Source organism: Paraflavitalea pollutisoli (assembly GCF_029360705.1).
Taxonomy (GTDB): domain Bacteria; phylum Bacteroidota; class Bacteroidia; order Chitinophagales; family Chitinophagaceae; genus Paraflavitalea; species Paraflavitalea pollutisoli.
In genome coordinates, this window is the sequence record NZ_JARKMX010000001.1 from 271,644 (window position 1) to 295,766 (window position 24,123).

Consider the following 24,123-nt stretch of genomic DNA (forward strand, 5'->3'; position numbering starts at 1 on the left):
TTGAACGTTGGTTATACCCTTTTTACCGTTCATAACAGGAAACCCTTATCCCAAAGGGCAAAAATTTTTGCTTTTTATAAAATTGATGTATTATTGTGGCGGAATAGGACTGATAAGTCATACCCGATCTCTGCTACTCATCAGTTTTTGTGCATTCCGACACAATATAAACTCATTTCAAAAGATTTTTTTTCAACACACACAAAGATTGGTCCTCTAATCAAGTGTTAAACTTTCAAGTTTTGTTATGTATGATATTCTCCAACTGAACGACATGCTCGTTCCCGAACTGCTTGATATAGCTGAGCAGCTTAAAATCCCCAATCCAAAAAAGCTCGACAAGCAGGGTCTCATCTACAAAATCCTCGATAAACAAGCCGTCCTGGCTAGCGATGAGAAAGGTTCCGCCACAGAAGATAAAGGCAAACGCAAACGCATCGTAAAAGCTACTACCGCCAATGCAACTGAAGAAGCAGACGTCATGAGCACTGGCGAAGAGAAGAAGCCAAAAGAGATCAAGAAAGAAGCTCCTAAGAAGAAAGCCGCCGAAAAAGTAATCGTGGCAAAGAAAGTCGCCCGCAAGAAAAGCGACGATGAGCAACAAGTGCTCGACCTTCCCCCGGTTGTACAAGACGAAGAAGATGATGACGATGAAGAAATGACACAGCCTACACAACAAACGCAGAACGGTGTAGAACAGGAAGGCGAACAACATGTAGAAGAAGTACAGACAAATGGCGGTCATCAGGATCAACAACATAAATCATATCCCCGTCACCGCGAAGCAGCCTTCAACATTGAGTTCGACGGCGTTATCCTCGGTGAAGGTGTACTGGAAATGATGCCGGACGGATACGGGTTCCTCCGTTCCTCCGATTACAACTATCTCTCTTCACCCGATGATATCTATGTATCCCCTTCGCAGATCAAGCTGTTTGGTCTCAAGACCGGTGATACCGTTTACGGTGCCGTTCGCCCTCCCAAGGAAGGTGAAAAGTACTTCGCCCTGCTGAAAGTAGAGCATATCAATGGAAAGGCCCCCGAAGATGTTCGTGACCGTGTTCCGTTTGATTATCTCACACCGCTTTTCCCCTTTGAAAAGCTCAACATTTTCACTGCCCCCAACGCTTATAGCACACGTATCATGGACCTGTTCACACCTATCGGTAAGGGACAGCGTGGCCTGATCGTTGCACAGCCCAAAACCGGTAAAACGGTATTGCTGAAAGAAGTGGCCAACGCCATTGCGGCTAACCACCCCGAGTGTTACCTGATGGTGGTACTCGTAGATGAGCGCCCTGAGGAAGTTACCGACATGGAACGTAGTGTAAGAGCAGAGGTAATTGCCTCTACCTTCGACGAACCAGCCGAAAAGCACGTGAAGGTATCTACCATCGCCCTGCAAAAGGCCAAGCGACTGGTTGAATGCGGTCACGATGTAGTGATCCTGCTCGATTCCATTACCCGTCTTGCCCGAGCACACAATACCGTGGCACCTGCATCTGGTAAAGTACTGTCGGGTGGTGTGGAAGCCAACGCGATGCAAAAGCCCAAGCAGTTCTTCGGTGCAGCCCGTAAGATCGAGAACGGTGGTTCACTCACCATCCTCGCAACGGCCCTGATCGACACTGGTTCGAAGATGGATGAAGTGATCTTCGAAGAGTTCAAGGGTACCGGTAACATGGAATTGCAACTGGATCGTCGCCTGGCCAACAGAAGGATCTTCCCCGCCATCGATCTCGTTGCCTCCTCCACACGTCGCGATGACCTGCTCCTCGAAAGAGAAGTACTGCAGCGCATGAACCTGCTCCGTGTATATCTCACAGATATGAACACGGAAGAAGCCATGCACGAACTGCTGCGCCGCATGAGAGGAACCAAAGACAACCAGGAGTTCCTGGCCAGCATGAACGGATAGATTATACACTTCTCCTGTAGAAGTCAATATAAAAAGGCCCTGTAATCAGCGATGACTGCAGGGCCTTCTTAGTTATAGTAGCCGTAGATTGTTGCTTCGATACCTCCAGGGCGCAGGAAACTGGAATATGAGTCCTCTGCCTTTCGCCGGAGCCTGTCCCGACGAATGGCGGGATTGCCTCGGTGCCATTTCCTGGCCTCGATGCCTTGCTTCCCTATTTGATCGCTACCCCTTTCAGCCGTTCCGTTTTCCAGTAATCGGCCAGGGAACCTGCCATCGAAGGATCGGGCAGTTCATAAACAAAGAAGGTCTTCGTGGGGATATGGTATCGCCAGATGGTGGGTACTCTTTCACCTTGTTGATTCTCCTGTGTACCCATCAGCACCACGGTACTGTTATCGAGCCATAAGCCATCTTCCACATTACCACCAGGCCCCATAAAGAGCAACCGCGACCGGGTTTTGCCAGTCAGGTCCACCAGGCCGATCTCAGTATCAGGGCCAATCTCTGCACCGGTAAGCCGCCCTTGTGCATCACGGGTGATATCGATGTTGTAGCTATCCAGGTCGATAAAATGGGAACTGTCCGGCGAGTATTTCAGGAAAGGACCATAGTTCTTGTAAAAGTCTTTCTCCGGCGTAAAGGCGCTTGCCAGCAGCGAATCTTCCTCGTAAGTGCTCACCATGCGGAACCTCGCCCAGTCGAACGAGGGCGATTTTTTCCTGGCATAGTCAGCTATACCCGAAGTGCTGAAAGTCTGGATCGCATCGGCAGACAACACCGTGTCGACTGACTCTACCACCAGCGAATCGGTTGAGTCTTCCGGGGCTTCTGGCTCCTGTTTCGGTTCGTCCTTACAGGCAATGATAAACAGCAAGGCAATGAATACACTAAATCGGAATATACGCATGGTCGATATATTGACTGGTTTCAAGATACTACAAACCACTGGCCAGGGATGCTCCTTTAACGCGCCGTTAAGACCGCTCAAAAATCACATGATCATGCGATACGTTCCCGATTGACCAAACACGTTCTTTGCTGACCAAAATGCTGCTGCAACGATATGGCCAGAATAACCTATAGGCACATTGACAGAGAACGATCGCTGATCCTTTACGCTGCACTCCTCGTCTTCGCCGTGTGCACACAGATGATTGCCGTGATGAGTGGCTATGGGGCCTTCTCCTGGGAACTGCTGCTGGTGATCACACTAGGTCTACCCGCCATCGCTTTCCAGGAACAGGCAGGTTTTCCAGGCCTGTTGCAACGCAACATTTCCAATCGTCAACGTTACCTATACCCACTCCTGATCGGAATGGCCTTCGCCATCCCCGATATCATCCTGGTCAAAGGCATACGAAATCCCGGGCCTTACAACAGCCTGCCCCCCTGGTTCCAGCCATTCCCGTACTCGGTATTACATTATACCACAGGCGCTATCTTCTCGGAGGTCTGGTACAGGCTCATTCCGCTGACACTTGCCATGGTCCTCATCCAAAAAATTGCCCGGCGCTATGTTGAAACGCTATTTGTGGTGGTTGCATTGCTTACAGCGGTCTGGGAACCCCTGGATCAATGGCCGCAGGGGCCTGCCTGGTTTGTGGCCTATTGTTTCCTGTCTGGGTTTGCCTTCAATTTTATCCAGGCCTGGCTGCTCCGCAAATACGGCTTCCTGGCCACCCTATGTGTAAGGATGGGCCACTATTTGCTCTGGCATATCCTGCTGGGGTGGTATGTGGAGCTATTTGAGATATTGCCTGCGCAGTAACGGAGAGCGGCCTTAGGCGGCCAGTTTGTCGATCTTGTCCGCCAGCTTACGATCCTTGTCGGTCACCGTATCGCCCGCATCATGGGTCGAGAGCCAAAACTCAACGGTATTGTAAACATTGGTCCACAAAGGGTGGTGGTTCATTTTCTCCGCTTCCAGCGCCACGCGGGTCATAAAGGCAAATGCCTCCGAAAAATCCTTGAACTGGAATTTGCGGTACAGCTTGTTGTTTTCTTCTTTCCACATATAGATTTCGTTGAAAGTGTTCACGAATAGGAAAGCCCAACCGGGCGTGGCTTCCATCAGCTCCCGACGCTACCGTCCGCCTAAAAGATCAGGTGCCCTTTATTCCTGATCTTCTCGTTGGTTAACTCAGTCACCAGTTGCACCGGACCGATGCCCTTGATGGCCAGCATCAGGTTTTGCAGGAATTCATCTGCCACCAGGTCGCCTTTCAATAGCCACAAAAAGTCGAGGTGCCTGAATTCGGGCAGAAGATATTCTCCGTCGAATTGATTGTTGTATAAATAGTGTACCAGGGAGCTGTTGGGTTCGCGGTACTCGAAGATGGAGAAATAATAATGCCGCTGTTTCTTGAACAGCTGGATCTCGATGTCGTTGTTGAGGCGAAAGTCAAACCGCAAAAGCTGGTTCAGCTGCCAGCAGAACTGGTAGTTCTTAACGGGCGCCACAATACCCATCAACCGGGTATTGTCGAAAAAGTCGTCCGTCATTTCGTCCAGGTCGAGCTTCAGCTTCATGCGTATACAGAGGTTAACTGGATGATATCCCGGTGCCTGACCAGGTATTAGAATACGACCTCGGTCTCGAGACTTTCCTCGCCGCGTTTGTATTTCACCCGGGCCTTATCGCCTTTTTTGAACTTGGAAAGGGCCTGCATATAACCTTCCATGGAGGAGGTAGAGAAATCGCCCAGTTGCAGGATCACATCCCCGATCTTGATACCGGCTTTTTGAGCAGGACGGTTATCGCTGACCCCATCCACACGTACGCCGGCACCGGTAAAGGTATAATCGGGCATAATACCCATGGTAACGCTAAAACGGGTGGATGTGTTCGTTTGTACTTCCCGGGTCTTGGTAAAGGCCAGTTTACCCTGCGCATTGGCAGCTGCGACGATCTCATCGATCAGCTTGATGATCTGCCACTCGCCGGCATAATTGATCTTGTCGGCATCGTCGGAAGGGCGATGGTAGTCGGTATGAAGCCCCGTGAAGAAAAAGAGCACGGGAATGTCTTTGCGGTAAAAAGAGGTGTGATCGCTGGGACCGGTGCCGCTGCTATCGTATTTCAATGTCAGGGGCTGCTTTTTGCCCGTCAATTTAGTGAAGGTGGTTCCCCAGAAAGGCGATGTACCATAGCCGCCCACGGTCACCGTTTTGCTCGAATCGTTGAGTCTGCCAACCATGTCCATATTGATCATAAAACTCACCTGGCCCAGGTCGACCGTGGGGTGTTCCGTGTAATATTTGGAACCATTCAGACCCAGTTCTTCGGCCGAGAAGGCCAGGAACAGGTAATTATTGCCCTTGTTTTTGGAAACCTTCAGCAATTTGGCCAGCTCGATAAGGGCAGCCGTGCCACTGGCATTGTCATCGGCACCATTGTGGATCAGCTTTTCGCCGGTACGCAACATGGAGTTGTTGTCTTCGCCATACCCGAGGTGATCGTAGTGGGCGCCCAATACGATGGTCGTCGGCGCGCCGTTGTCGATAAAGCCAACCACGTTGTGGCCGGTCCTTTTTTTATCGGCAATGGTAACCCTTAGCTTGATATCATAGGTGGCCGACTCGTCCTTCAGGTAGGATTTACGCGCCTTCTCCGATACATAGATGATCGGTATTTTGGTGGCTTCTGAGCGGTCTTTACCGTCATATTTCAGCCCGTCAACAATCGATGAGGTATTGTAGATGATCAGAGCACTGGCGCCTTTGGCGGCCACTTTCTCCGCCCTGGTGCGGATTTCCGGGATCAGGTCAAAATGAGGATTGTCCTTATTGGATTCGAGCAGTTCCCTCAGGTCGAAGAACCAGGGTACGCCTTGCTCGGGCAGGGCGATGGATACCGCTTCTTCCAGACTGCCATTGGGGCTGCCAGCCAGGGGGAAGAACTCCTCGTTGACCTTCAATTCATGGTTGTTGATGAAGAAGAAGGTGCTGCTACCCAGCTGTTTACCATCGTTGATGTCGAAAGCCTGGTACCAGCCATTGGCGTTCCCTTTGGGTTGAAGACCCGCTTGTTCAAACTGTTTGCTGATGTATTCCCTGGCCAGTTGCTCACTTGCAGAGCCCGCCCGGCGGCCTTCCAGCTTGTCGTCGGCCAGGTAGCCAATATGTGCCCGCAATGCATCGATCCCGGCCTTATCGGCTTTCTTGAGTTTTTGGGCCAGTAATGGGGTAGAAAACAGGAAAAAGACTAGAGACAAACGCAAGGTTCGGGTCTTCGACATACTAAACAATTTTATCGGCAGAATAGAGCGAGGACAAAGGTATATCCGACAAAGGCCATACCAATAAATGTTCGGAGAATTTTATGAAGAAATTCCCGTTTCCGGTCAACCAGGGAGCCTGTCTATATCCTTGATTGGCAGGCAGCCGCAGAATGTCTCGTTCCTACAGGCATTAAAAACCTTATTTTGCTATTAATAATTGATTTTCCTCTTTTTAAGCTCGTTTTTTTTCCTTTACTTTTGCAGATTGCCCTTTCCCCAACGGATAGGGCAAAACCTGGATTAGGACGAAATTCCGGCCCCTTGACGCCAATTACCGTTTTTGACCCGGGCAACCGTAAATTTTAACGCATAGCATGGCACTACCCCATCTCATAAAGTACGTCTACACCAATGGAACAGATGAAGTGATCCGTCGCGGCAAAAAGATACATGCCATCGGGTACGTCGAGTTGGTTGATTATGATGAGCTCACAGATTCAGTTGTGTTCCGTGTAAAGGACGATAGTTACTCGACCTATTATAAAGTCAACATTACCAAGTTCAAAGATCCACGTACCCTCTCCGTTCGATGCGCCTGCCCCTACAACCTGGGCGATATCTGCCGGCACGAGGCCGCTGCCCTCATCCAGCTCCAGGAAATGCTGGACAAGAACATGCTGAAGGCAGAGGACGCCGACTACGATCAACGGCATACCGTGGTGAAAATGAAGACCATCGACCTCAAGACCCTGCGGTTGCTGTGCTCGCCGGAAAGCTATACCGCCGCAGAAATGCACCTGCGTACACAGCGTGCAGATATCGAATATGCGAAAGACGAAGTCGTCAAAGCCACCGTCAACCTGGAAGGAAAAGACTGGAAAGTGGTCATCCGCAAGAACGAGGAGCGCAACTTCGATACCAGTTGCGATTACGAAGACCGCCTCCATCCACTAGGCCTGCCCAAGGTGATCGTATTTCTCCAACTGCTCAACAACCACGGCCCCTTTTATTTCGACAGCATCCGCAACTGGGATAAAGAAAAGAACAAGCTGCTGGAAGCCTATGGCTACAGCCTGAGCGATAACCTCGAAGGCAAATTTGAATTTACCTATAAGGACGGAAAACCTTTTCTGCGTGTACTGGATACCAGCATCAAGCGGATCGTACAGGCGGCCAATGCCCGCCCGGTTTCCAAGCCGCTACCCGTGGCCGAAGCAGAACCCCAACAGGAAGACAGTACCAACGGAATTGGTGTACCTACCGAAAAACCCGAGACACCTGCCCAGCGGCTGGGTATCGTTTTCAACCTCAACCAGAAAGGTTATCCCGGCTTTGCCATCGATGCCGTAACCGGCGAGTCGAATGAGGAAGTCAGCGCCTATGTGGGGAAAGTAGAAAAGCTCGACCTGTCGAAGTTCATCAACCTCGACGTCTACAACGACAATGATAAACACCTGATCGCTCCGCTGCGCAAAATGCAGGAAGGTGAGATCACGAAGTACCTGAACCGCAACTCCCCCTTCAGTGGTATCTGGGAAAACATCATTCACCATGAAGAAGACGAACTGCCGGATGAGACAAAGGCCCTCATGGTTGAATACCTGCATCCCAAACTAAAAAAGCTGTTTGTAGACATAGCGGCCAGCCCCTTTGTTTACTTCCTCGACGATAAGAAACCCTTCAAGACCGATAACCTGCGTACGGTAGGTGTGGTAACCGATCCCATCTCGCCCTGGTTCAAGGTGGTGGCGGGGAAAAGCAGCTATGATATCGAGTGCTGGGTAAAGCTAAATGGCCAGCAGGTACCCGTGACGGAGAACATGCTCAACAGCAGCCTCCTGTTCTTCTATCAGGATAACCTTTTCCTCTGGAACAGTCCGGAAGAAGTGAACCTGGTAAATCGCTTTCATGGAAAAGGAAAGATCACCGTTTCCAAATCTAAATGGGCCGAACAGCTGCGTGAATTTGTACTGCCGCTGACCAAAGAACATCATGTAGAGTTCGATGGCACTCTTATCAGCGAGATCAAAGAAGGCGATCCGGAAAAGCGTATCATCCTCCAGGAGAAAGGAGACTACCTCGTTTTTCAACCCTATTTTTCCTATAAAGGCTTCGAGACCAAGCCCGGTGGTAAAGACGAGCTCATTATCCCCGATGGCGATAAGGTGCTGATCGTACACCGCGATAAAGAAAAGGAACAGCAGTTTATCCAGAAACTGGAGGCGCTGCACTCCAATTTTATCCGCCCCGAAGGCGGACAGCAGCTGGCGTTGAAAGGCAGCGATGTGCTCAAGAACAACTGGTTCTTCCTGTTTGTTGATGCGATGAAAGACATGAAAGTGCCTGTCTTTGGTTTCGACGCCCTGAAGAATTTCCGCTTCAATACCGCCAAGCCACAAACCAAGATCCACATCAGCAGCAATACCGATTGGTTCGATGCCCGGGTGGATATCGTTTTTGGTGAACAAAAGGTAACGGTGGCCGATGTGAAAAAAGCCCTGGCCAACCGCCAACAGTTTGTACAACTCAATGATGGTACACTGGGTATCCTGCCCGAAGAGTGGATCAAGAAATATTCATTGCTGTTCAGGGTAGGCGAGGGCAAGCAAAACCAGCTCCGCCTCTCGAAGTACCATATGAGTGTGATCGATGAATTGTACGATGGGCGCAGTGAAGAAGAACTCGTGTTGAAGCTCGAAGAGAAATACGACCAGCTAAGAACCTTCAATAAGATCAAAGAGATTCCCGTGCCGGAACACCTGGCACCGATCTTACGCCCTTATCAGGAACATGGCTTTCACTGGCTCAACTACCTGCGCGACATTGGATGGGGCGGTATCCTGGCCGATGACATGGGTCTTGGTAAAACCCTCCAGGCATTGTCGTACATGCACTATTTCCGCGCCCATTATGGAAAGTTGAGGGCCCTGGTAGTATGTCCCACTACGCTGATGTTCAACTGGCAGAATGAGATCAATAAATTTACCCCCAACCTGACCAGCTATATTCACCATGGGGGAGAGCGTACACGCAATAAAGAGCAGTTTACCCATGCCGAGATCATGATCACGACCTACGGCACATTGCGCAGCGATATTAAACTGCTGGTAGATATTCCCTTCGACTATGTAATCCTCGATGAGTCGCAGGCGATTAAAAACCCCGCCAGTAAGGTAACCCGGGCGGCTTGCTTGTTGAATGCGAAGAACCGCATTTGCCTCAGTGGTACGCCCCTGCAAAACAACACCTTCGACATCTTCGCACAGATGAACTTCCTCAACCCGGGTATGCTGGGTAGTATCGAGTTCTTCCGGCAGGAGTTTGCGATTCCGATCGACAAGTTTGGTGAAGCAGACCGTAAAGATCACTTGCGTAAACTATTGTTCCCCTTCATACTGCGCCGTACCAAAGAACAGGTGGCCAAAGACCTGCCCGAAAAAACAGAGACCATCCTGTACTGTGAAATGGACGACGAGCAACGTAATATATATGATGCTTACCGCAACGATTTCCGCGATAAGATCCTTGGCACCATCGAGTCGCAGGGCATACAGCGTTCACAGCTGACCATCCTGCAAGGCTTGATGAAACTTCGCCAGATCTGTGATTCGCCGGCAATCCTCAATGAAACGGAGAAATTCCCCAACCATTCCATCAAGCTGGAAGAAATAGGCCGGGAGATCACCGAAAACATCAGCGATCACAAAGCCCTGGTATTCTCACAGTTCCTCGGCATGCTGGGACTGATACGGGAAAAACTGAAGGAGTTGGGGGTAGAGTATGAATACTTCGATGGAAGTACATCGGCAGTCGACCGGGAAAAAGCCATCCAGCGATTCCAGAACGATAAAGAGTGCCGCGTATTCCTAATTTCGCTCAAAGCGGGTGGTGTGGGTCTTAACCTCACGGCGGCCGATTATGTCTATATAGTAGATCCCTGGTGGAACCCCGCTGTGGAACAACAGGCCATCGACCGTACGCACCGTATCGGCCAGACGAAAAATATCTTTGCGTATCGAATGATCTGTAAAGACACCATTGAAGATAAGATCCTGCAGCTGCAGGACAGGAAGCGCCTGCTAGCCAAAGACCTGATCACCGACGATGAAGGTTTTGTCAAAAGCCTTACGCGGGAAGATGTCGAATACCTGTTCAGCTAAGCATAGACAATATTTCATTTGCATGGCGTGGCCCCAGAGCCGCGCCGTTTTTGTGTTAGCTACTGTTGTTCATAATGGTCAACACGTCTCTGTTTATCGTCGACTGTTCAACTGCCTGGCACTGTGAATGGTTATCCTCCTAAGCAGGAGGCCAGATCTGCCACTCCTTCCATCACTCGGTGGGAGCAAAAAAAGTTTGTGCCCGTTCGCCGGTACAAATGTCCCGGCCGTCGATACTCAGGTAGTTTTGGGCATGTTCTCGTTAATTTCTGATTAAAGTACCACACAAGTTTCCCACAACCCCGGCGTCTAACTTTTTATCATTCGAACATTTTATATACAACCTGCATGAGCAAGATATTGACCCTCTTGATTTTATTGATTGGATTGGGAAGCGCCGCCCTGGCACAGAAGGGTGTTGTGAAAGGTAAGCTCGCCGATTCCACCTTTAAGGAAATACTGTCCGACGCTACTGTTACCATATTGGATATCAAAGACTCTTCGATAGTCGCCTTTGTTATTTCCAACGCCAAAGGCGAATTCCAACTGAATAATATTGATACCGGTTCTTTCCGGTTAACCGTTAGCTACCAGGGATACCAACCCATTTCCCGGCGTATCACCATCAAGACAGACGCACCGATCCTCGATCTTGCTACCCTATACATGGATAAAAAGTCGACCCTGCTAGATGAAGTGATCGTGGAGGCCCCACCGATCCAGGTCAAGAAGGATACGGTAGAGTTCAAAGCCAGTGCCTTCAAGACCAAGCCCAACTCCACCGCGGAAGACGTACTGAAAAAAGTGCCTGGTATGCAGGTGGATAAAGATGGTAATGTAAAAGCCCAGGGCGAAGATGTTCAAAAGGTGTACGTCGATGGTAAAGAGTTTTTTGGCTCCGACCCCAAATTGGCTACCAAGAATATCACGGCCGATATGATCGAGTCGATCCAAGTATTTGACGACATGAGTGATCAGGCCAGGTTTACCCGTATCGATGATGGTAGCCGTGCAAAAACTATCAACATTCGGTTGAAGAAAGATAAACGAAAAGGATATTTCGGCCGCGCCGTTATGGGTGGTGGCTATAGTGAAGAAAACAAAGACTTCCGCTACGATGGAAGTTTCAACTTCAGCCGTTTTAATGGCGATCGCCGTATTTCGATCCTCGGCCAGGCCAACAACATCAATAAACAAAGCTTCAGCTTCAACGACATCTCTGGCGGCGGCGGCGGTGGATTTGGCGGTGGTGGATTTGGTGGCGGAGGTTTCGGCGGCTTCGGTGGCGGCGGCGGTGGTGGCTTCCGTGGCGGTGGTGGCGGCGGCGGTCGCGGTGGGATGGGCTTTGGCCTGTTGTCCAGTGGCGCTACCGGTGGTATCACCAAAACCTTGTCGGGAGGTATCAACTACACCGATAAATGGTCCCCCAAGATAGACGTTACCGGAAGTTATTTCTATTCCAATACCAACAACCATGCTGAACAAACGATCCGTCAACAAACGGATCTCAGCAAAAGTCTTGGTGGTAAGGTTGTGCCCGACTCTGCCTCCGTGCAAACCGAACTGGCAGCTACAGATACCAAAAACCAAAACCACCGTTTTAGTCTGCGTTTGGAAGCAGCGATCGATTCCATGAACTCGATCCTGTATACCCCCACGGCTACTATCCAACGGTCACAAACGTTCAATGAACAGATCGATACCATCTATCGGTATTCACCTGCCAACGGTGGCAACTACCGCGCGAATACCATCAATACCGTGAGCAGCAATGAACGGGAGGGGTATAATATCAACAACAACCTGTTGTACCGCCGGAAATTCGTTAAGCCCGGAAGAACCTTTACCCTGGGCCTAAACAACAGTATTAATAATAATACCACCAATGGTCAGACCTGGTCACCCATACGCTCGTACGATTTTGCCGGTAATATCATCCAGGATTCACTCCAGGACTTCATCAGCACGGCCAAGACCAAGTCGATGAATACGGTAGTGAGCACCTCGTACACCGAACCCATTGGGCACAACAAGATCCTGGAGTTGAACTATGCCTATACCAATAGTCATAGCACATCTGACCGGGTAGCCTACAACTACGATAGCCTGGGCAGCAAAGGATACACTATCCTCAACCTGGCACAGACCAACTATTTCGAAAGCGATAACATCAAGCACCGTGGCGGCGCCAATTTCCGGATACAAACGACCAAGTATAATTTCCAGATTGGTGGTGCAGTCGAATACTCCGACATCACTAACCATACCATTCGCCCGCTCACGGCGAGAGATACAACGGTGCAGCAGAGCTTTTTGAATTTCCAGCCCATTGCGCGCTTGAACTTCACCTTTACGCGTACCAAGAACCTGCGTATTTCTTATCAGGGACGCACCAACCAGCCCAGCATCAACCAATTGCAGGATGCTCCTGATTTCTCGAGCCAATTCTCCGTTACCAATGGTAACCCGTTCCTGAAGCAAGAGTATTCCAACAACGTGAACGTAAACTATAGCTCGTTCAACATCTCTACTTTCAAGCTGTTTTCGGCCAACCTGAACTTCAGCAACACCAGCAATAAGATTGTTAACAACGTAGATACAGTTCCCGAAAGGTTCAAGAAATTCAACAACACACCAGGTGCACAATACATCGTTCCTGTGAACCTGAACGGGTCGTTCAATGCATCGTCTTTCATCACCCTGGGGCTGCCGCTGAAAGGTGTACTGAAAGGAAGTAACCTGAACTTCAACAACAATGCCTCGTACAACCGCAACGCAGGTATCCAGTCGGGCCAAACCTACTTCACCAACAGCTTTGTAGTAACACAGACCGCCAGTGTGAACATCGATTACAAAGGCCTGAATGTAGGTGTGAATGGTAGCTTTACCTACAACAATATTACCTATTCCGGTAACTACAGCGGAGCAGCTGCGCAGACCTACTACACACAGAACTATGGTCTCGACCTCAGCTATACCTTCCTGAAGAGAATTGTCTACTCGTCCGACTTTGACTATATCATCAACACAGGCCGCGGTGGCGGATTCGATCAGAATATTCCGCTGTGGAATACCAGTATTGCCATGCAGGTGCTGAAGAATAAAAACGGAGAGATCAAGTTGTCCGTGAATGACCTGCTCAACCAGAACCAGAGCATCAACCGCACAGTAGACGGTTTGAACATCAAGGATACCCGTTCGCTGGTGTTGAAGCGCTACTTCATGCTGACATTTACGTACAACCTCAACAGGGCCGGTCAGCAACAGCAACGTGGCCAGGGCGGACCTGGTGGAGAAATGCCCCGTCAGTTCAGAATGCGTAACTAAAAGGAATTTCCCCCTTCACATAGTAGCAGGCCTCCTTCGGGAGGCTTTGCTGTTTTATAGGATGCCCCGGCCAGGATAAAAACAAAAGCCCCCCGTTTACACAGGGGGCCAGCACATACTGATTGTGGTTTCAGAGGTAAGTGCTGAACTATATGAACCTGGCAATGCGCCGCAGTAAGCACGCCTGGTGGTTGTCATGCACTGAATTGGTTAGTGTTGGTGTAAACGGTATTTAGTAATGGGAGAAGATATGGGAGACCTGCCAACCATCAGAACGGCTAAAAAGCTTCTGACGATCCGGACAATGTTGGAAGACGGGCGGTAGATATCTTTATGGATCCTGGCCCGGCGGGTGTCATAATACATGGTATTTTTCTGCATGGAATAGTGGATTTAGGAACAAAAGTTTAGGATTAACCCACATTCAACGACGCTTTAATTGTTTTATTGTGTACCCCGCAAAAAAGTAGATTTCCTATTCCATCTGACCGACGGAATGTGTACTTTTCGTTAATAAATCCGTTCCATGAAAAAGATATTCCTGCTCCTGTGGTTAGCTGCCTGCAGCGTTTCCGGTCAAGCGCAGGGCGTTTTTAGCACAAAAACCACCACCGCACTCCAAAAGGTCATTGAAGATTATCCCAACCGGTTCAGGAACATAAAAGGTGATCGCCTGGCCGAGCATACCCGGACTGTCGATTACCACTCACGTGTCGTCATTGCGGGTGCCGCCAATCCCGTTATTACTCAATACAGCACCTCCCCCAAAGAACAATTTGCGTGGAGCTGCGAGCTGGCACGATCAGATAGCTTTGAAAGAGCCAGGACTACTTTCCAGGACCTGTTCAACCAGATCTCCAATACCATCATCAAGATAGAGGGCGAAAAGCCTTTCATTCTGAACGGAAAATACCAGGTGCCCGAAGCTGGTAAGAAACTCCATGCAGTGCGGTTCGAATTACTTTCGGCCCCCGAAGCGGTGCTGACCCTCAAAGTAGAGCTGACGCTGCAATACACCACCGAGTGGAAGATCATACTGGCTGTGTATGACCAGGAGAAACAATATGATGTAGCCATGCAACAGCCCTGACTGGTAACCCCGCGCATTATTTATTAACCTTCATTAACATTAAAGCAAGGCTGGTTAACCTGCTTTCCATGCCGGTACTAATAATTTCGTAGCACTAAATCTTCGAAAAAAGAACCGGCATGAAAAACGTCTACCTGCTTATAATAACCTGTCTTGGCTGTTTGGCTGCGATGGGGCAAAAGAACGGATCGGTAAAGGGTGTGCTTTACGATACTGTGGCCAAACAACCGGTGGTCTCCGCTACCATCACCATCCTGCAGAAAAAGGATTCGGCCCTGATTTCATTCACCATGTCCGATAGCAAGGGCCGGTTTGAAGTATCCGGTCTGGCCAATGGGGACTACCGGCTGCTGATCACCCATGTTAATTACCACGGCAGCAATAAATACTTTTCGATAGCGGATGCCCATAAGAACAATGACCTGGGAAACGTGGTCATGCGTGACGCCTCGCAAATGCTCGACGAGGTGGTGGTCACTGCCGAAGCACCGCCTGTAACACTTATCGGCGATACGGTCCAATACAATGCCGGCTCCTTTAAAACCCCACCTAACGCCAATGTAGAACAACTGCTGAAGAAGATGCCGGGCATCCAGGTAGAAAAGGATGGAACCGTAAAAGCACAGGGGCAGGAAGTAAAGCGGGTACTGGTTGATGGCAAAGAGTTCTTTGGCGCAGACCCCAAGATCGCCACCAAAAACCTGCCATCCGATGCCGTAGATAAGGTGCAGGTCTACGATAAAACCAGCGACGCTGCCCAGCTCACTGGCTTCGATGACGGCAATAGCGAAAAGACCATCAACCTCAAACTTAAAAAAGACAAGAAGAAAGGCCTTTTCGGGAAAGCATCTGTGGGCGGAGGTACCGCAGACCGCTATGAGGGCCGTTTCAACGTCAACTCCTTTAAAGGCGCGCGGCAACTGTCGGTGATCGGGTTGGGCAACAATACCAATGCGGAAGGCTTTTCATTCAGTGACATGCTAAGTTTCTCCGGGGCATTAAACAATGCACGGCAGAATGGCGGGGTCATCACCCTTTCGGGCAGCGAGGCTGCCATGGCCGGATTTTCTGGTCTCAATAACAACAACAGTATTCGCACCATCTGGGGAGGTGGCCTCAACTACAACAATATCATCGGCAACAATACAGACTTCACGAGCAACTATTTCTACAACAGGTATAGCCCGATGATCGAAAAAGAAACCCAGCAACAAAACTTCCTGCCAGATGGCTCCACGTTAACCCGCCTGGCCAATAGCGTTACCAACAATACCAACAACAGTCACCGGGTTAACCTCGGCGCAGACATCCGGCTTGATTCTTTCCATTCCATTAAGATCTCGCCTTCGCTGGGCTACCAATCGTCTGAGAACAACGTAGCCAGCCGGTATGCTACCCGCAACCAGAACGGTGTGCTGGCCAATGAAGGATTCAACAACAGTTTGTCTAATAGCAATGGCTATAATTTCCGCAACGATATCCTGTTTCGGAAACGCTTCCGCACCCGGGGCCGCACCTTATCACTCAGCTTGCAGACCAATTTAAATGCCAGCGATGGAGACGGAGAGCAGTTGTCGGTCAATAAATTCTTCAACCCCGATGGTACTGCTTTGAGGACCGATTCCATCAACCAGCACAACGCATCCAGCAACGACCTGCGTAGTTATAATATACGGGCGGTTTATACAGAGCCCATTATGAAGAATACCTTGCTCGAGTTCAGTGTCAGCAATAGCCAGAGCAAAAGCACCTCCGAGAAGACGACCTGGGATTATAACAAGCTCAGCGGAAAACATGATGCCATCAATGAAGACCTGTCCAATCATTACGAGAATACCTATGGCTTCACCAATGCAGGTATCCGCTGGCGCAGTCAGTTTAAGAAATGGAATTTTGCAATAGGTGGCAACTGGCAAAAGGCAGACCTGGAAGGAAGTATCATTGCGGGCACCAAAGACAGCCTCATCAACCAAACCTTTAACAATGTGCTACCCAGCGCACGGTTCCAGTACAACTTCACCAAGTTCAAGAACCTGCAGATCAATTACAACACCAGCACCAACCAGCCCACGATGACCCAATTGTCACCGGTACCGGATATCAGCAATCCCCTCAATATCCGGGATGGTAATGCTTCTTTGAAACAGGAGTATACACAAATGGCCAGTATTAATTTTATGTCGGTAAACCCGTTCAAAAACAGGAACCTTTTTGCCTTCGTCAACCTACGGCAAACCAACAATAAGATCGTCAACTACGATACCATCAATGCCCAGGGGGTGAAGCGAACAAGGCCAGTCAACGTCGACGGTGTGTACAATGTGAATGGCAGTATTAGTGTGGGATTACCAGTACGTTTCCTGAAAGGCTCGGTGAATGTATCTTCTAATTTTGGTTATGACCGGGGCAAGCAATTCATCAACGGGGTGGGTAATACAATCAATACCGCAACAGCCGGCCCCTCCATCCGGGTAGACATGAACCCCAGTACTAAATTTGATGTGTCGCTGAATGCAGGCATCAACTATAACCGCAGTTCCTATTCCCTGCAATCCAGCCTCAACACCACTTATTTTTCACAGAACTATGGCAGTGAGGTCAACTGGCAATTGCCCAAAAGCTTCTACTTCAACACAGAATTCTCCTATACTGTCAACAACCGGCTGGCCAATGGATTCAACCTGCGTGTGCCGTTGTGGAATGCCTCCATCAGCAAGCAGTTTCTGCGGTTCAATCGCGGTGAGCTGAAGTTGTCGGCCTTCGATATCCTGAATGAAAACGTCAACGTAAGCCGGAGCAGCAATCAGAATTACATAGAGGATAGCCGCATCACTACCTTGCGCAGGTATTTCCTGCTGTCCTTTACTTATAGCCTCAGCAAGATGGGCCTTGGCCCTGCAGGAGGGGCAGGTGGTAATGGCATTCGTATTACCCGTTAAGTATAGCCAGAAAACAACCCTTACACCATCCAGCCAGGCCCGCCATCGCGGGCCTGGTGCTTTTTAGTATATAAGTTTTGCCGGTTGGGCAAACAATAATACTTTTGACTACACATGCATCGGGGTGCCTGAACAAGGCTGAGATGATACCCGGGAACCTGATCTGGTTAATACCAGCGGAGGAAATGCAACAGGCTCGTCGTATATTTTATTAATATAGTAAGCCACATTTCCTGCACAGGTAATGTGGCTTTTGTTTTAACAAAATACGGCGATATGGATATACAACACTTTACTACCGACCTTACCAACTGGCAGGGGCGTAAGGAATGGTTCTTCAACCGCGAGCATACCGACACTTATGAACAATGGTATGAAGGCCGCTATAAAAGGGCCGAAATATGGCAGAAGAAAGTCATCGGTGGCCTCATCAAAAAAGACAACCGCGTAAAAACCTTATTGGAGTTTGGTTGCGGCACTACCCGCTTCACACGATGGTGGCACCAGATCGGCATCGAGGCAACCGGCGGCGATATCTCTCCTTTCATGTTGGGGCAAGGTGTTCACCTGTTTGATGGAAACCTCGTGCTGGCCGACTCACACCACATGCCATTCAAAGACCACACATTCGATGCGCTTGCTTTCATCACCACCTTCGAGTATTACCGCGATCCGGTAAAAGTAATCCGTGAGGCAGCCCGGGTAGGGAAGTACGGTATCGTATTCGGCATGATGAACCGCAACTCTACCAAAGTCGTCAGACGAAGGGTGCAACAACTGTTTGGGAAGAATCCATTCTACATCACAGCTACTTTTTATACACCCGCTGCTTTGAGCGCAGTGATCCGCGAGGCTTTGCAAGGCAGGGACTATTCGATTGAGTGGACCTGTACTGGATTGCCTGCCTGGTTTCCTGTACAACAATGGGGTGTTCCGTATGGAGATTTCTTTGGCCTGCACGTTCAATTCAATGACGTATGACAGCCCTCTTTTCCAGTGGCGGTAAGATCGTTGACGCCAGTTTTCAGCGTACCATCTACCCGCAATGTGGTACGCCGCGAAACGAAGTGGTGGCAGGTCCTGCATATGGCGTAGATGTATCCATCATTCAGCTGCCCAATGGGCTGGATATGGCGCTTACCAGCGACCCGCTATCGCTGATCCCCACACTTGGTTTGCAGGAGTCGGCCTGGTTGTCGGTACACCTGATGGCGAATGATATGGCCACTACGGGCGTTGCTCCCATGTATGCCCAGTTGGTATTAAACCTTCCCGAGCATACGACCATGCAGCAATTCGAAACTTACTGGCAGCATATTCACCAGTATTGTGCCGGCATCGGCGTGGCGATCACAGGTGGACATACCGGCCTGGCTGTTGGGCAACATTCTACACTGGCAGGCGGCGGTACCATGGTGGCCATAGCGCCGGCAGGTACGATGTTGTTGAGCAGCTATGCCCAACCAGGCGACACCATTGTGCTTACCCAGGAAGCGGCGATGCTTTCAACGGCCATACTCGCCATGAGCTTTCCCAACATAGTACAAGACCAATGTGGCCAGGAAAATTACCTGCATGCCTGTGACATGTTTTATAAAACCAGTTCGCTGGAAGCAGGACTGGCGGCTGCGGCTTTTAATACCTGTGACCGTGGTGTTTCGGCCATGCACGATGTAACCGAAGGAGGTGTGCTGGGGGCTATCTACGAGATGGCGCAAGCTGCTGGCCTCGGTGCAACCGTCGATGCCGACAGGATTCCCGTGGGGGTGGCACAGCAAACTATTGCCCGGTTATTTGACTTAGATCCTTTGTACATCGTTGGGGCAGGTGCGATGATCATGTCAGTTGCCCCGGATGAAGCGGAAAACCTGATCCATTCGCTGAGCGGGAAAGGTATCCGGGCAACAGCCATCGGGTCTTTTACCAGTAGCAAATCGGTCAACCTCACCCGACATGGCAGCGGACCAGAGCTATGGAAGTATCCTGGTGCCGACCCCTACTGGGCAGCCTATTGTAACGCACTCAACAACGGATGGACATGAGTAACAAAAGAAGAAAGATCAACGGTGGACTGTACCTGGTCGTCGATCCGGCTACGGGCGAAGACTATTTGCTGCCGGCCCTGCGGTCCGCCATGGAGGGTGGCGTAGATATCGTGCAGATCTGGGATCATTGGCTGCATGGGCAGGATAAGCGCTCATTGGTATCGAAAATATGCGCCCTGGCGCACCAACACGATCTTCCGGTATTGATCAATGAAGATTGGTCATTGGCGCAGGATACCCAATTGGATGGTGTGCACTTCGACGAGCCGCCTGCTGATCTTGCCTCCATCAGGGCATTGGTTGGTCGTGACCTACTGATCGGTATTACCTGTGGTAATGATCTGGAGAAAGTAACCTGGGCCGAAAGCAACCAACTGGATTACATTTCCTTTTGCTCCATGTTCCCTTCCACTTCGGCAGGCACCTGTGAGTTGGTGACCATTGAAACGGTACAGGCGGCACGCCGTATTACTGCCCTGCCTATTTTCCTGGCAGGTGGTATTACGCTCGACAATCTACCGGGACTGGTGGCCACACCTATGAATGGCATCGCCGTGATCAGTGGCATCATGCGTGCAGCAGATCCAGCCAAGGCTTCGGCTGCCTATAAACAAACTCTAGTACAGCAATTAAAACAACGATAATCATGCAACCATCATTGCTCGATAAACTGGCTTGCCCGATGGATAAGGGCGATCTGTCGCTGAACATTTATACCCGCGACACAACAGGAAATATTATTGAAGGTATGCTGCATTGCGCCCACTGTAATCGGCAGTATCCGATCATTTACGGGTTGCCCATTCTGGCGCCCGATGAGTACCGCCAGCCCACACTCGAAAACAATATCACCCGGCACTGGCCCAAAGAACTGACCAACTGATCGGAGTGCCGTTAAAAGACAACAGGAACCTGCGCAAAGCGGGCTCCTGTTTCTATTGGCATGAGAAATGAGACTAACTGGTAGCGATCTAGTTCGAGAAGCGAATGGTGCCCCTTGTGTTGGGCGCATTCAATTGCATCTCTTTCATCAGTTTGTTCCTCTCTTCGTCAAACTCCTTGCGGGTAACCTTCTTTCCTTTCGAAGGCTCTTTGACCAGGGCTACATCTATTTTAGGAGATACTTCGAGCGCTTTGTAAACGGTACGCCCGTTGTTGATATCGATGGCCAATACCAGGCCGGGCAACTGACCGGCAAAATCGGGGCTCACGGATACCGGAACCGCCGTGGTAAACCAAGCTGTGATATTCGCGGTATCCTGCACTTCCTGGCGGGTGGCTTCTCCGTTCGACATACTCATCGTAAACCTGGTAGCGATGCGTTGGGCGATAGCTTGCTGGCATGTGTAACCCAGTATCTTACGCGTTTCACCGGTCAGCTTCCAATTGAGTTTGGAGATGCTGTCGGCAATCAGGAAATTCTTGGTGCCCAGTTCCCGCTGCTCCACAACAGTACTGTTGTTATGGTCGGTATAGGTTACGTCATCCTGACCAGCTGCCATCACCCGCACCTGTAATTGCCTGCCGTCACCACCCACTGCATTTTGAAAAGCCTGCTCGTCCGATTCATCAGGCGGTAACTGCCGGCGTAAAGACTTCCCATTGGTAAACAAGATCTCCACTTTATCCGTTCTGGTACGCGGAATTGCCTGCTGCAGTCGTTCATCGCCGCCCTGAAACCGGATGGTCATCTCTACGGTTCTTTCGTATAGTATCTTGCCTTCGGTTTGCTGTGCCTGGGAATTCATTGCACCCAATAGGGCGAAACATCCTATCCATATCTTTTTCATATCGTTGCTTGATTTTGAATTCAAAGCTACAGGGGGGCATCCGCAAGGCAGGTTAATACACCTTGGTTTAATGTTAATTAAGGTTAAAGCTGCCATCTCTGAAATTGGCAAAAACTTACATTTGTAACACATGTCGGCTATCCGCTCCAAAATATCAGCTTCTTTTTCGCTTGTGCTCATGGTACTGGCCATCCTGGCCATTGTCATTTTTCAGGGATATTGGCTGCGCAATAACTACCGCGACGAAGTCCAAAACCTCGAGCTTCGTACCAACTTGCTTTTCAGGGAAACGATCCAGCAGTACCAGATAGAGAAATTGAAGTTGGATACCAACATGAAGTTCCGGGTCACCGACCGTCGCCGCGATGCAAATGCCACTTTTGAAACATTCTCTTACAGAGACTCTGTACGGCAGCGGAAGCCACGTATCGCATCAATAGTTTATACACTTAATAAGACTTTTCGGTCCAATAACCTGGATTCGCTAAAGGGGCATATCAATTCGATCCGGATCGAACCGCCACCTGGAGCAGTAGGGGCTATTACTGCCAGAAGGCAACCCGGAGATCATATTCTTCAATTTCTGCAGGGTGTTGATTCTCTTCAGGATTCTATCACCGTGAAAGAAGCGACGCTGCGGTATGGTAAGATGCTGCAATCGGAAAAGCTCTCGATTCCATTTGTCATTTTACGGGAGAATGGTGTCAGCAGCGGACCGGATGAGGTCATCAACGACAACCGGATCACTATGGGTTTTTCGAACCCCTATACGTTGATTTTGCAATTGGAGAACACGGTACCTTATCTGATCAACAAACTCACCCCGCAGCTACTGGTTTCCTTGTTGCTGATCACGCTCACCATATTTTCATTTGTACTGATGTATCGCAGCCTTCGACGGCAACACAAGCTCACCAGGCTAAAGAATGATTTCATCAGCAATATTACCCATGAACTGAAGACGCCTATTGCCACGGTTAGCGTAGCGATCGAGGCGCTCAAAAACTTTAATGCGCTGCACGATCCGCAACGAACCGCCGAATACCTGGATATCTCTGCCAATGAATTGCAAAGGCTGTCCTTGCTGGTGGATAAAGTGCTGAAACTATCCATGTTTGAGAAACAGCAGATCGAGTTGAGTGAAGAGCCTTTCGATCTCAAAGAACTGGTCGACGAAGTGGTCGCCTCTATGAGGCTCCAGTTTGAGAAGTACAGGGCCAAGGTAAGCCTGGAAATGCAGGGGAGCGATTTTGTTATCCGCGGCGACCGCATGCACATTACCAGCGTGATCTTTAACCTGCTGGATAACGCACTCAAATACAGCAAAGCAAACCCTACGATACAGATCGACCTGGTATCACAACAGCAGTACGTGGAAATGAGTGTCACTGATAATGGTATCGGTATCTCGGCAGAGTACCAGCGTAAGATATTCGATAAGTTTTTCCGCGTACCGACTGGCGATACGCACAATGTAAAAGGATATGGCCTGGGCCTTAGCTATGTGGCTTACATCATGGATCGGCACAATGGCCTGATCAATGTGGAAAGTCAGCCCGGTATCGGAACCCGCTTCACCACCAAATTGCCCAAACTCGCATGAGCAAGACCAAAATACTCTACGTAGAAGATGAAATGTTTCTCGGAAAGATCGTCAAGGAAAGTCTCGAAAGCCGCGGATTTGAAGTGGTGATGGAAAGCGACGGAGCAGATGTGCTGCAGACGTTTAAACGAATCAACCCGGAGGTTTGTGTGCTGGATGTGATGTTGCCCAACAAAGATGGTTTTACCCTGGCAGGCGAGATCCGGGAAGTAGATCAGAAAGTGCCGATCATATTCCTGACTGCCAAGACGCAGACCGATGACCTTGTCAAAGGGTTTTCTACCGGCGCTAATGACTATATCAGAAAGCCGTTCAGTATGGAGGAGTTGATCGTGCGTATCGACAATGCCATGCGTTACCGCCGCAATGACCGGCCTATATCAGGCAATCCGGATGAAGTGAAGCTGGGGAAGTTTCAGTTTCACCTCACCCGCCAAACTTTGATGGCCGGCCGGGAAGAAAAAAAACTATCATTCCGGGAAAGCGAATTGCTCAAATTGCTGTACGAGAACCGGGATAAGATCATAGATAGAAAAGACATACTCACCTTGCTATGGGGCAACGACTCCTTCTTCAACTCACGTAATCTGGATGTGTACATCACCAAATTGCGCGGTTACCTGAAAGACGACGATAGCCTCGCCATCATCACCATTAAAGGGATTGGCTATCGCTTCATCATTGCGTAATGAACTGCGTTAAGGCCTGGCTACAGAAGTCTTGCTGAAGGCAGCGCGCCGTTGCCATACCCACATGATCGTAAAACTGGGAATGAAATCGAGGCCGGGCAATATTTCCTCTATGAAGTTGAACAAGCCTCCAAAAGCGCCTCTCCATCCACCAAACATGCGGTAGAAAATAAGGCCGGAGATAGGAGCCCAGATAATATCGCCGAATTCTCCGAGAATCGGCAACGCATAACTGGCATACCCAATGAGATCCAATAAGATACATAAGATCAGAGAAGGTCTGGCAGTGTTGCTGTTCATCGGCTGTTAGCGTTTTTTAGGAAGACGCATAAAAGCCGT

18 protein-coding genes and 1 riboswitch are annotated in these 24,123 nt (G+C 49.7%); of the genes, 12 read left to right on the forward strand and 6 right to left on the reverse strand.

The window, feature by feature from the left end; translation table 11 throughout:
• Window positions 1-247: 247 nt before the first annotated feature.
• Complete coding sequence (gene rho, locus P2W70_RS01165) at window positions 248-1,918, forward strand: transcription termination factor Rho (protein WP_276479583.1); 1,671 nt, start codon at window positions 248-250, stop codon at window positions 1,916-1,918.
• A gap of 214 nt (window positions 1,919-2,132) precedes the next feature.
• Here rho and P2W70_RS01170 read toward each other — a convergent pair whose 3' ends face one another.
• Window positions 2,133-2,828, reverse strand: a complete 696-nt coding sequence (locus P2W70_RS01170) for a hypothetical protein (RefSeq protein ID WP_276479584.1) — start codon at window positions 2,826-2,828, stop codon at window positions 2,133-2,135.
• Window positions 2,829-2,984: 156 nt separating this feature from the next.
• Here P2W70_RS01170 and P2W70_RS01175 point away from each other — a divergent pair, with 156 nt between their 5' ends.
• Window positions 2,985-3,689, forward strand: a complete 705-nt coding sequence (locus tag P2W70_RS01175) for a hypothetical protein (RefSeq protein WP_276479585.1) — start codon at window positions 2,985-2,987, stop codon at window positions 3,687-3,689.
• A 12-nt stretch (window positions 3,690-3,701) separates the two neighbouring features.
• Here the strand turns inward: P2W70_RS01175 and P2W70_RS01180 are convergent, their stop codons facing one another.
• From P2W70_RS01180 to P2W70_RS01190, 3 genes are all read right to left on the reverse strand, one after another.
• Window positions 3,702-3,935 carry a 4a-hydroxytetrahydrobiopterin dehydratase gene (locus P2W70_RS01180; RefSeq protein WP_338119778.1) on the reverse strand — a complete coding sequence of 78 codons (234 nt, stop codon included), beginning with the start codon at window positions 3,933-3,935 and terminating at the stop codon, window positions 3,702-3,704.
• 80 nt (window positions 3,936-4,015) lie between these two features.
• On the reverse strand, window positions 4,016-4,450 hold the full coding sequence (locus tag P2W70_RS01185; protein ID WP_276479587.1) for an IPExxxVDY family protein: 435 nt from the start codon (window positions 4,448-4,450) through the stop codon (window positions 4,016-4,018).
• A 47-nt stretch (window positions 4,451-4,497) separates the two neighbouring features.
• A complete protein-coding gene (locus P2W70_RS01190) occupies window positions 4,498-6,159 on the reverse strand; it encodes a M20/M25/M40 family metallo-hydrolase (RefSeq protein ID WP_276479588.1) in 1,662 nt (553 codons plus the stop codon).
• A gap of 356 nt (window positions 6,160-6,515) precedes the next feature.
• Between P2W70_RS01190 and P2W70_RS01195 the strand changes: the two genes are divergently transcribed.
• The 8 genes from P2W70_RS01195 to P2W70_RS01230 all read left to right on the forward strand — a co-directional run bounded on the left by P2W70_RS01195 (window position 6,516) and on the right by P2W70_RS01230 (window position 20,585).
• The gene (locus tag P2W70_RS01195) at window positions 6,516-10,301 is read left to right on the forward strand and encodes a DEAD/DEAH box helicase (RefSeq protein ID WP_276479589.1); all 3,786 of its coding nucleotides are present in this window, start codon (window positions 6,516-6,518) and stop codon (window positions 10,299-10,301) included.
• Window positions 10,302-10,649: 348 nt separating this feature from the next.
• Window positions 10,650-13,628: an outer membrane beta-barrel protein gene (locus P2W70_RS01200; RefSeq protein WP_276479590.1), complete on the forward strand. Its 2,979-nt coding sequence runs from the start codon at window positions 10,650-10,652 to the stop codon at window positions 13,626-13,628.
• 526 nt (window positions 13,629-14,154) lie between these two features.
• Window positions 14,155-14,718 carry a hypothetical protein gene (locus P2W70_RS01205; protein WP_276479591.1) on the forward strand — a complete coding sequence of 188 codons (564 nt, stop codon included), beginning with the start codon at window positions 14,155-14,157 and terminating at the stop codon, window positions 14,716-14,718.
• 119 nt (window positions 14,719-14,837) lie between these two features.
• Window positions 14,838-17,657, forward strand: a complete 2,820-nt coding sequence (locus P2W70_RS01210; protein WP_276479592.1) for an outer membrane beta-barrel family protein — start codon at window positions 14,838-14,840, stop codon at window positions 17,655-17,657.
• 110 nt (window positions 17,658-17,767) lie between these two features.
• Window positions 17,768-17,859: riboswitch (TPP riboswitch) on the forward strand.
• Window positions 17,860-17,933: 74 nt separating this feature from the next.
• Window positions 17,934-18,638 carry a class I SAM-dependent methyltransferase gene (locus P2W70_RS01215; RefSeq protein ID WP_276479593.1) on the forward strand — a complete coding sequence of 235 codons (705 nt, stop codon included), beginning with the start codon at window positions 17,934-17,936 and terminating at the stop codon, window positions 18,636-18,638.
• The gene (locus P2W70_RS01220) at window positions 18,635-19,699 is read left to right on the forward strand and encodes an AIR synthase-related protein (protein ID WP_276479594.1); all 1,065 of its coding nucleotides are present in this window, start codon (window positions 18,635-18,637) and stop codon (window positions 19,697-19,699) included. Before P2W70_RS01215 ends, P2W70_RS01220 begins: the two co-directional genes overlap by 4 nt.
• A complete protein-coding gene (locus P2W70_RS01225) occupies window positions 19,696-20,346 on the forward strand; it encodes a thiamine phosphate synthase (RefSeq protein ID WP_276479595.1) in 651 nt (216 codons plus the stop codon). The genes P2W70_RS01220 and P2W70_RS01225 overlap by 4 nt, the downstream gene beginning before the upstream one ends.
• A gap of 2 nt (window positions 20,347-20,348) precedes the next feature.
• On the forward strand, window positions 20,349-20,585 hold the full coding sequence (locus P2W70_RS01230) for a Trm112 family protein (protein WP_276479596.1): 237 nt from the start codon (window positions 20,349-20,351) through the stop codon (window positions 20,583-20,585).
• Window positions 20,586-20,673: 88 nt separating this feature from the next.
• On the opposite strand, the gene P2W70_RS01235 is transcribed toward P2W70_RS01230, so the two are convergent.
• Window positions 20,674-21,492: a GLPGLI family protein gene (locus tag P2W70_RS01235; RefSeq protein ID WP_276479597.1), complete on the reverse strand. Its 819-nt coding sequence runs from the start codon at window positions 21,490-21,492 to the stop codon at window positions 20,674-20,676.
• A 130-nt stretch (window positions 21,493-21,622) separates the two neighbouring features.
• Here P2W70_RS01235 and P2W70_RS01240 point away from each other — a divergent pair, with 130 nt between their 5' ends.
• Window positions 21,623-23,095, forward strand: coding sequence for a sensor histidine kinase (locus tag P2W70_RS01240; protein ID WP_276479598.1), 1,473 nt, complete (start codon window positions 21,623-21,625; stop codon window positions 23,093-23,095).
• Window positions 23,092-23,784, forward strand: coding sequence for a response regulator transcription factor (locus P2W70_RS01245; protein WP_276479599.1), 693 nt, complete (start codon window positions 23,092-23,094; stop codon window positions 23,782-23,784). The genes P2W70_RS01240 and P2W70_RS01245 overlap by 4 nt, the downstream gene beginning before the upstream one ends.
• 9 nt (window positions 23,785-23,793) lie before the next feature.
• On the opposite strand, the gene P2W70_RS01250 is transcribed toward P2W70_RS01245, so the two are convergent.
• Window positions 23,794-24,084 carry a hypothetical protein gene (locus P2W70_RS01250; protein WP_276479600.1) on the reverse strand — a complete coding sequence of 97 codons (291 nt, stop codon included), beginning with the start codon at window positions 24,082-24,084 and terminating at the stop codon, window positions 23,794-23,796.
• Window positions 24,085-24,123 lie beyond the last annotated feature (39 nt).

Bases quoted from the DNA above. Each gene is read 5' to 3' on its own strand.
- rho (WP_276479583.1), top strand. From the start codon at position 248: ATGTATGATATTCTCCAACTGAACGACATGCTCGTTCCCGAACTGCTT.
- P2W70_RS01170 (WP_276479584.1), bottom strand. From the start codon at position 2,828: ATGCGTATATTCCGATTTAGTGTATTCATTGCCTTGCTGTTTATCATT.
- P2W70_RS01175 (WP_276479585.1), top strand. From the start codon at position 2,985: ATGGCCAGAATAACCTATAGGCACATTGACAGAGAACGATCGCTGATC.
- P2W70_RS01180 (WP_338119778.1), bottom strand. From the start codon at position 3,935: ATGTGGAAAGAAGAAAACAACAAGCTGTACCGCAAATTCCAGTTCAAG.
- P2W70_RS01185 (WP_276479587.1), bottom strand. From the start codon at position 4,450: ATGAAGCTGAAGCTCGACCTGGACGAAATGACGGACGACTTTTTCGAC.
- P2W70_RS01190 (WP_276479588.1), bottom strand. From the start codon at position 6,159: ATGTCGAAGACCCGAACCTTGCGTTTGTCTCTAGTCTTTTTCCTGTTT.
- P2W70_RS01195 (WP_276479589.1), top strand. From the start codon at position 6,516: ATGGCACTACCCCATCTCATAAAGTACGTCTACACCAATGGAACAGAT.
- P2W70_RS01200 (WP_276479590.1), top strand. From the start codon at position 10,650: ATGAGCAAGATATTGACCCTCTTGATTTTATTGATTGGATTGGGAAGC.
- P2W70_RS01205 (WP_276479591.1), top strand. From the start codon at position 14,155: ATGAAAAAGATATTCCTGCTCCTGTGGTTAGCTGCCTGCAGCGTTTCC.
- P2W70_RS01210 (WP_276479592.1), top strand. From the start codon at position 14,838: ATGAAAAACGTCTACCTGCTTATAATAACCTGTCTTGGCTGTTTGGCT.
- P2W70_RS01215 (WP_276479593.1), top strand. From the start codon at position 17,934: ATGGATATACAACACTTTACTACCGACCTTACCAACTGGCAGGGGCGT.
- P2W70_RS01220 (WP_276479594.1), top strand. From the start codon at position 18,635: ATGACAGCCCTCTTTTCCAGTGGCGGTAAGATCGTTGACGCCAGTTTT.
- P2W70_RS01225 (WP_276479595.1), top strand. From the start codon at position 19,696: ATGAGTAACAAAAGAAGAAAGATCAACGGTGGACTGTACCTGGTCGTC.
- P2W70_RS01230 (WP_276479596.1), top strand. From the start codon at position 20,349: ATGCAACCATCATTGCTCGATAAACTGGCTTGCCCGATGGATAAGGGC.
- P2W70_RS01235 (WP_276479597.1), bottom strand. From the start codon at position 21,492: ATGAAAAAGATATGGATAGGATGTTTCGCCCTATTGGGTGCAATGAAT.
- P2W70_RS01240 (WP_276479598.1), top strand. From the start codon at position 21,623: ATGTCGGCTATCCGCTCCAAAATATCAGCTTCTTTTTCGCTTGTGCTC.
- P2W70_RS01245 (WP_276479599.1), top strand. From the start codon at position 23,092: ATGAGCAAGACCAAAATACTCTACGTAGAAGATGAAATGTTTCTCGGA.
- P2W70_RS01250 (WP_276479600.1), bottom strand. From the start codon at position 24,084: ATGAACAGCAACACTGCCAGACCTTCTCTGATCTTATGTATCTTATTG.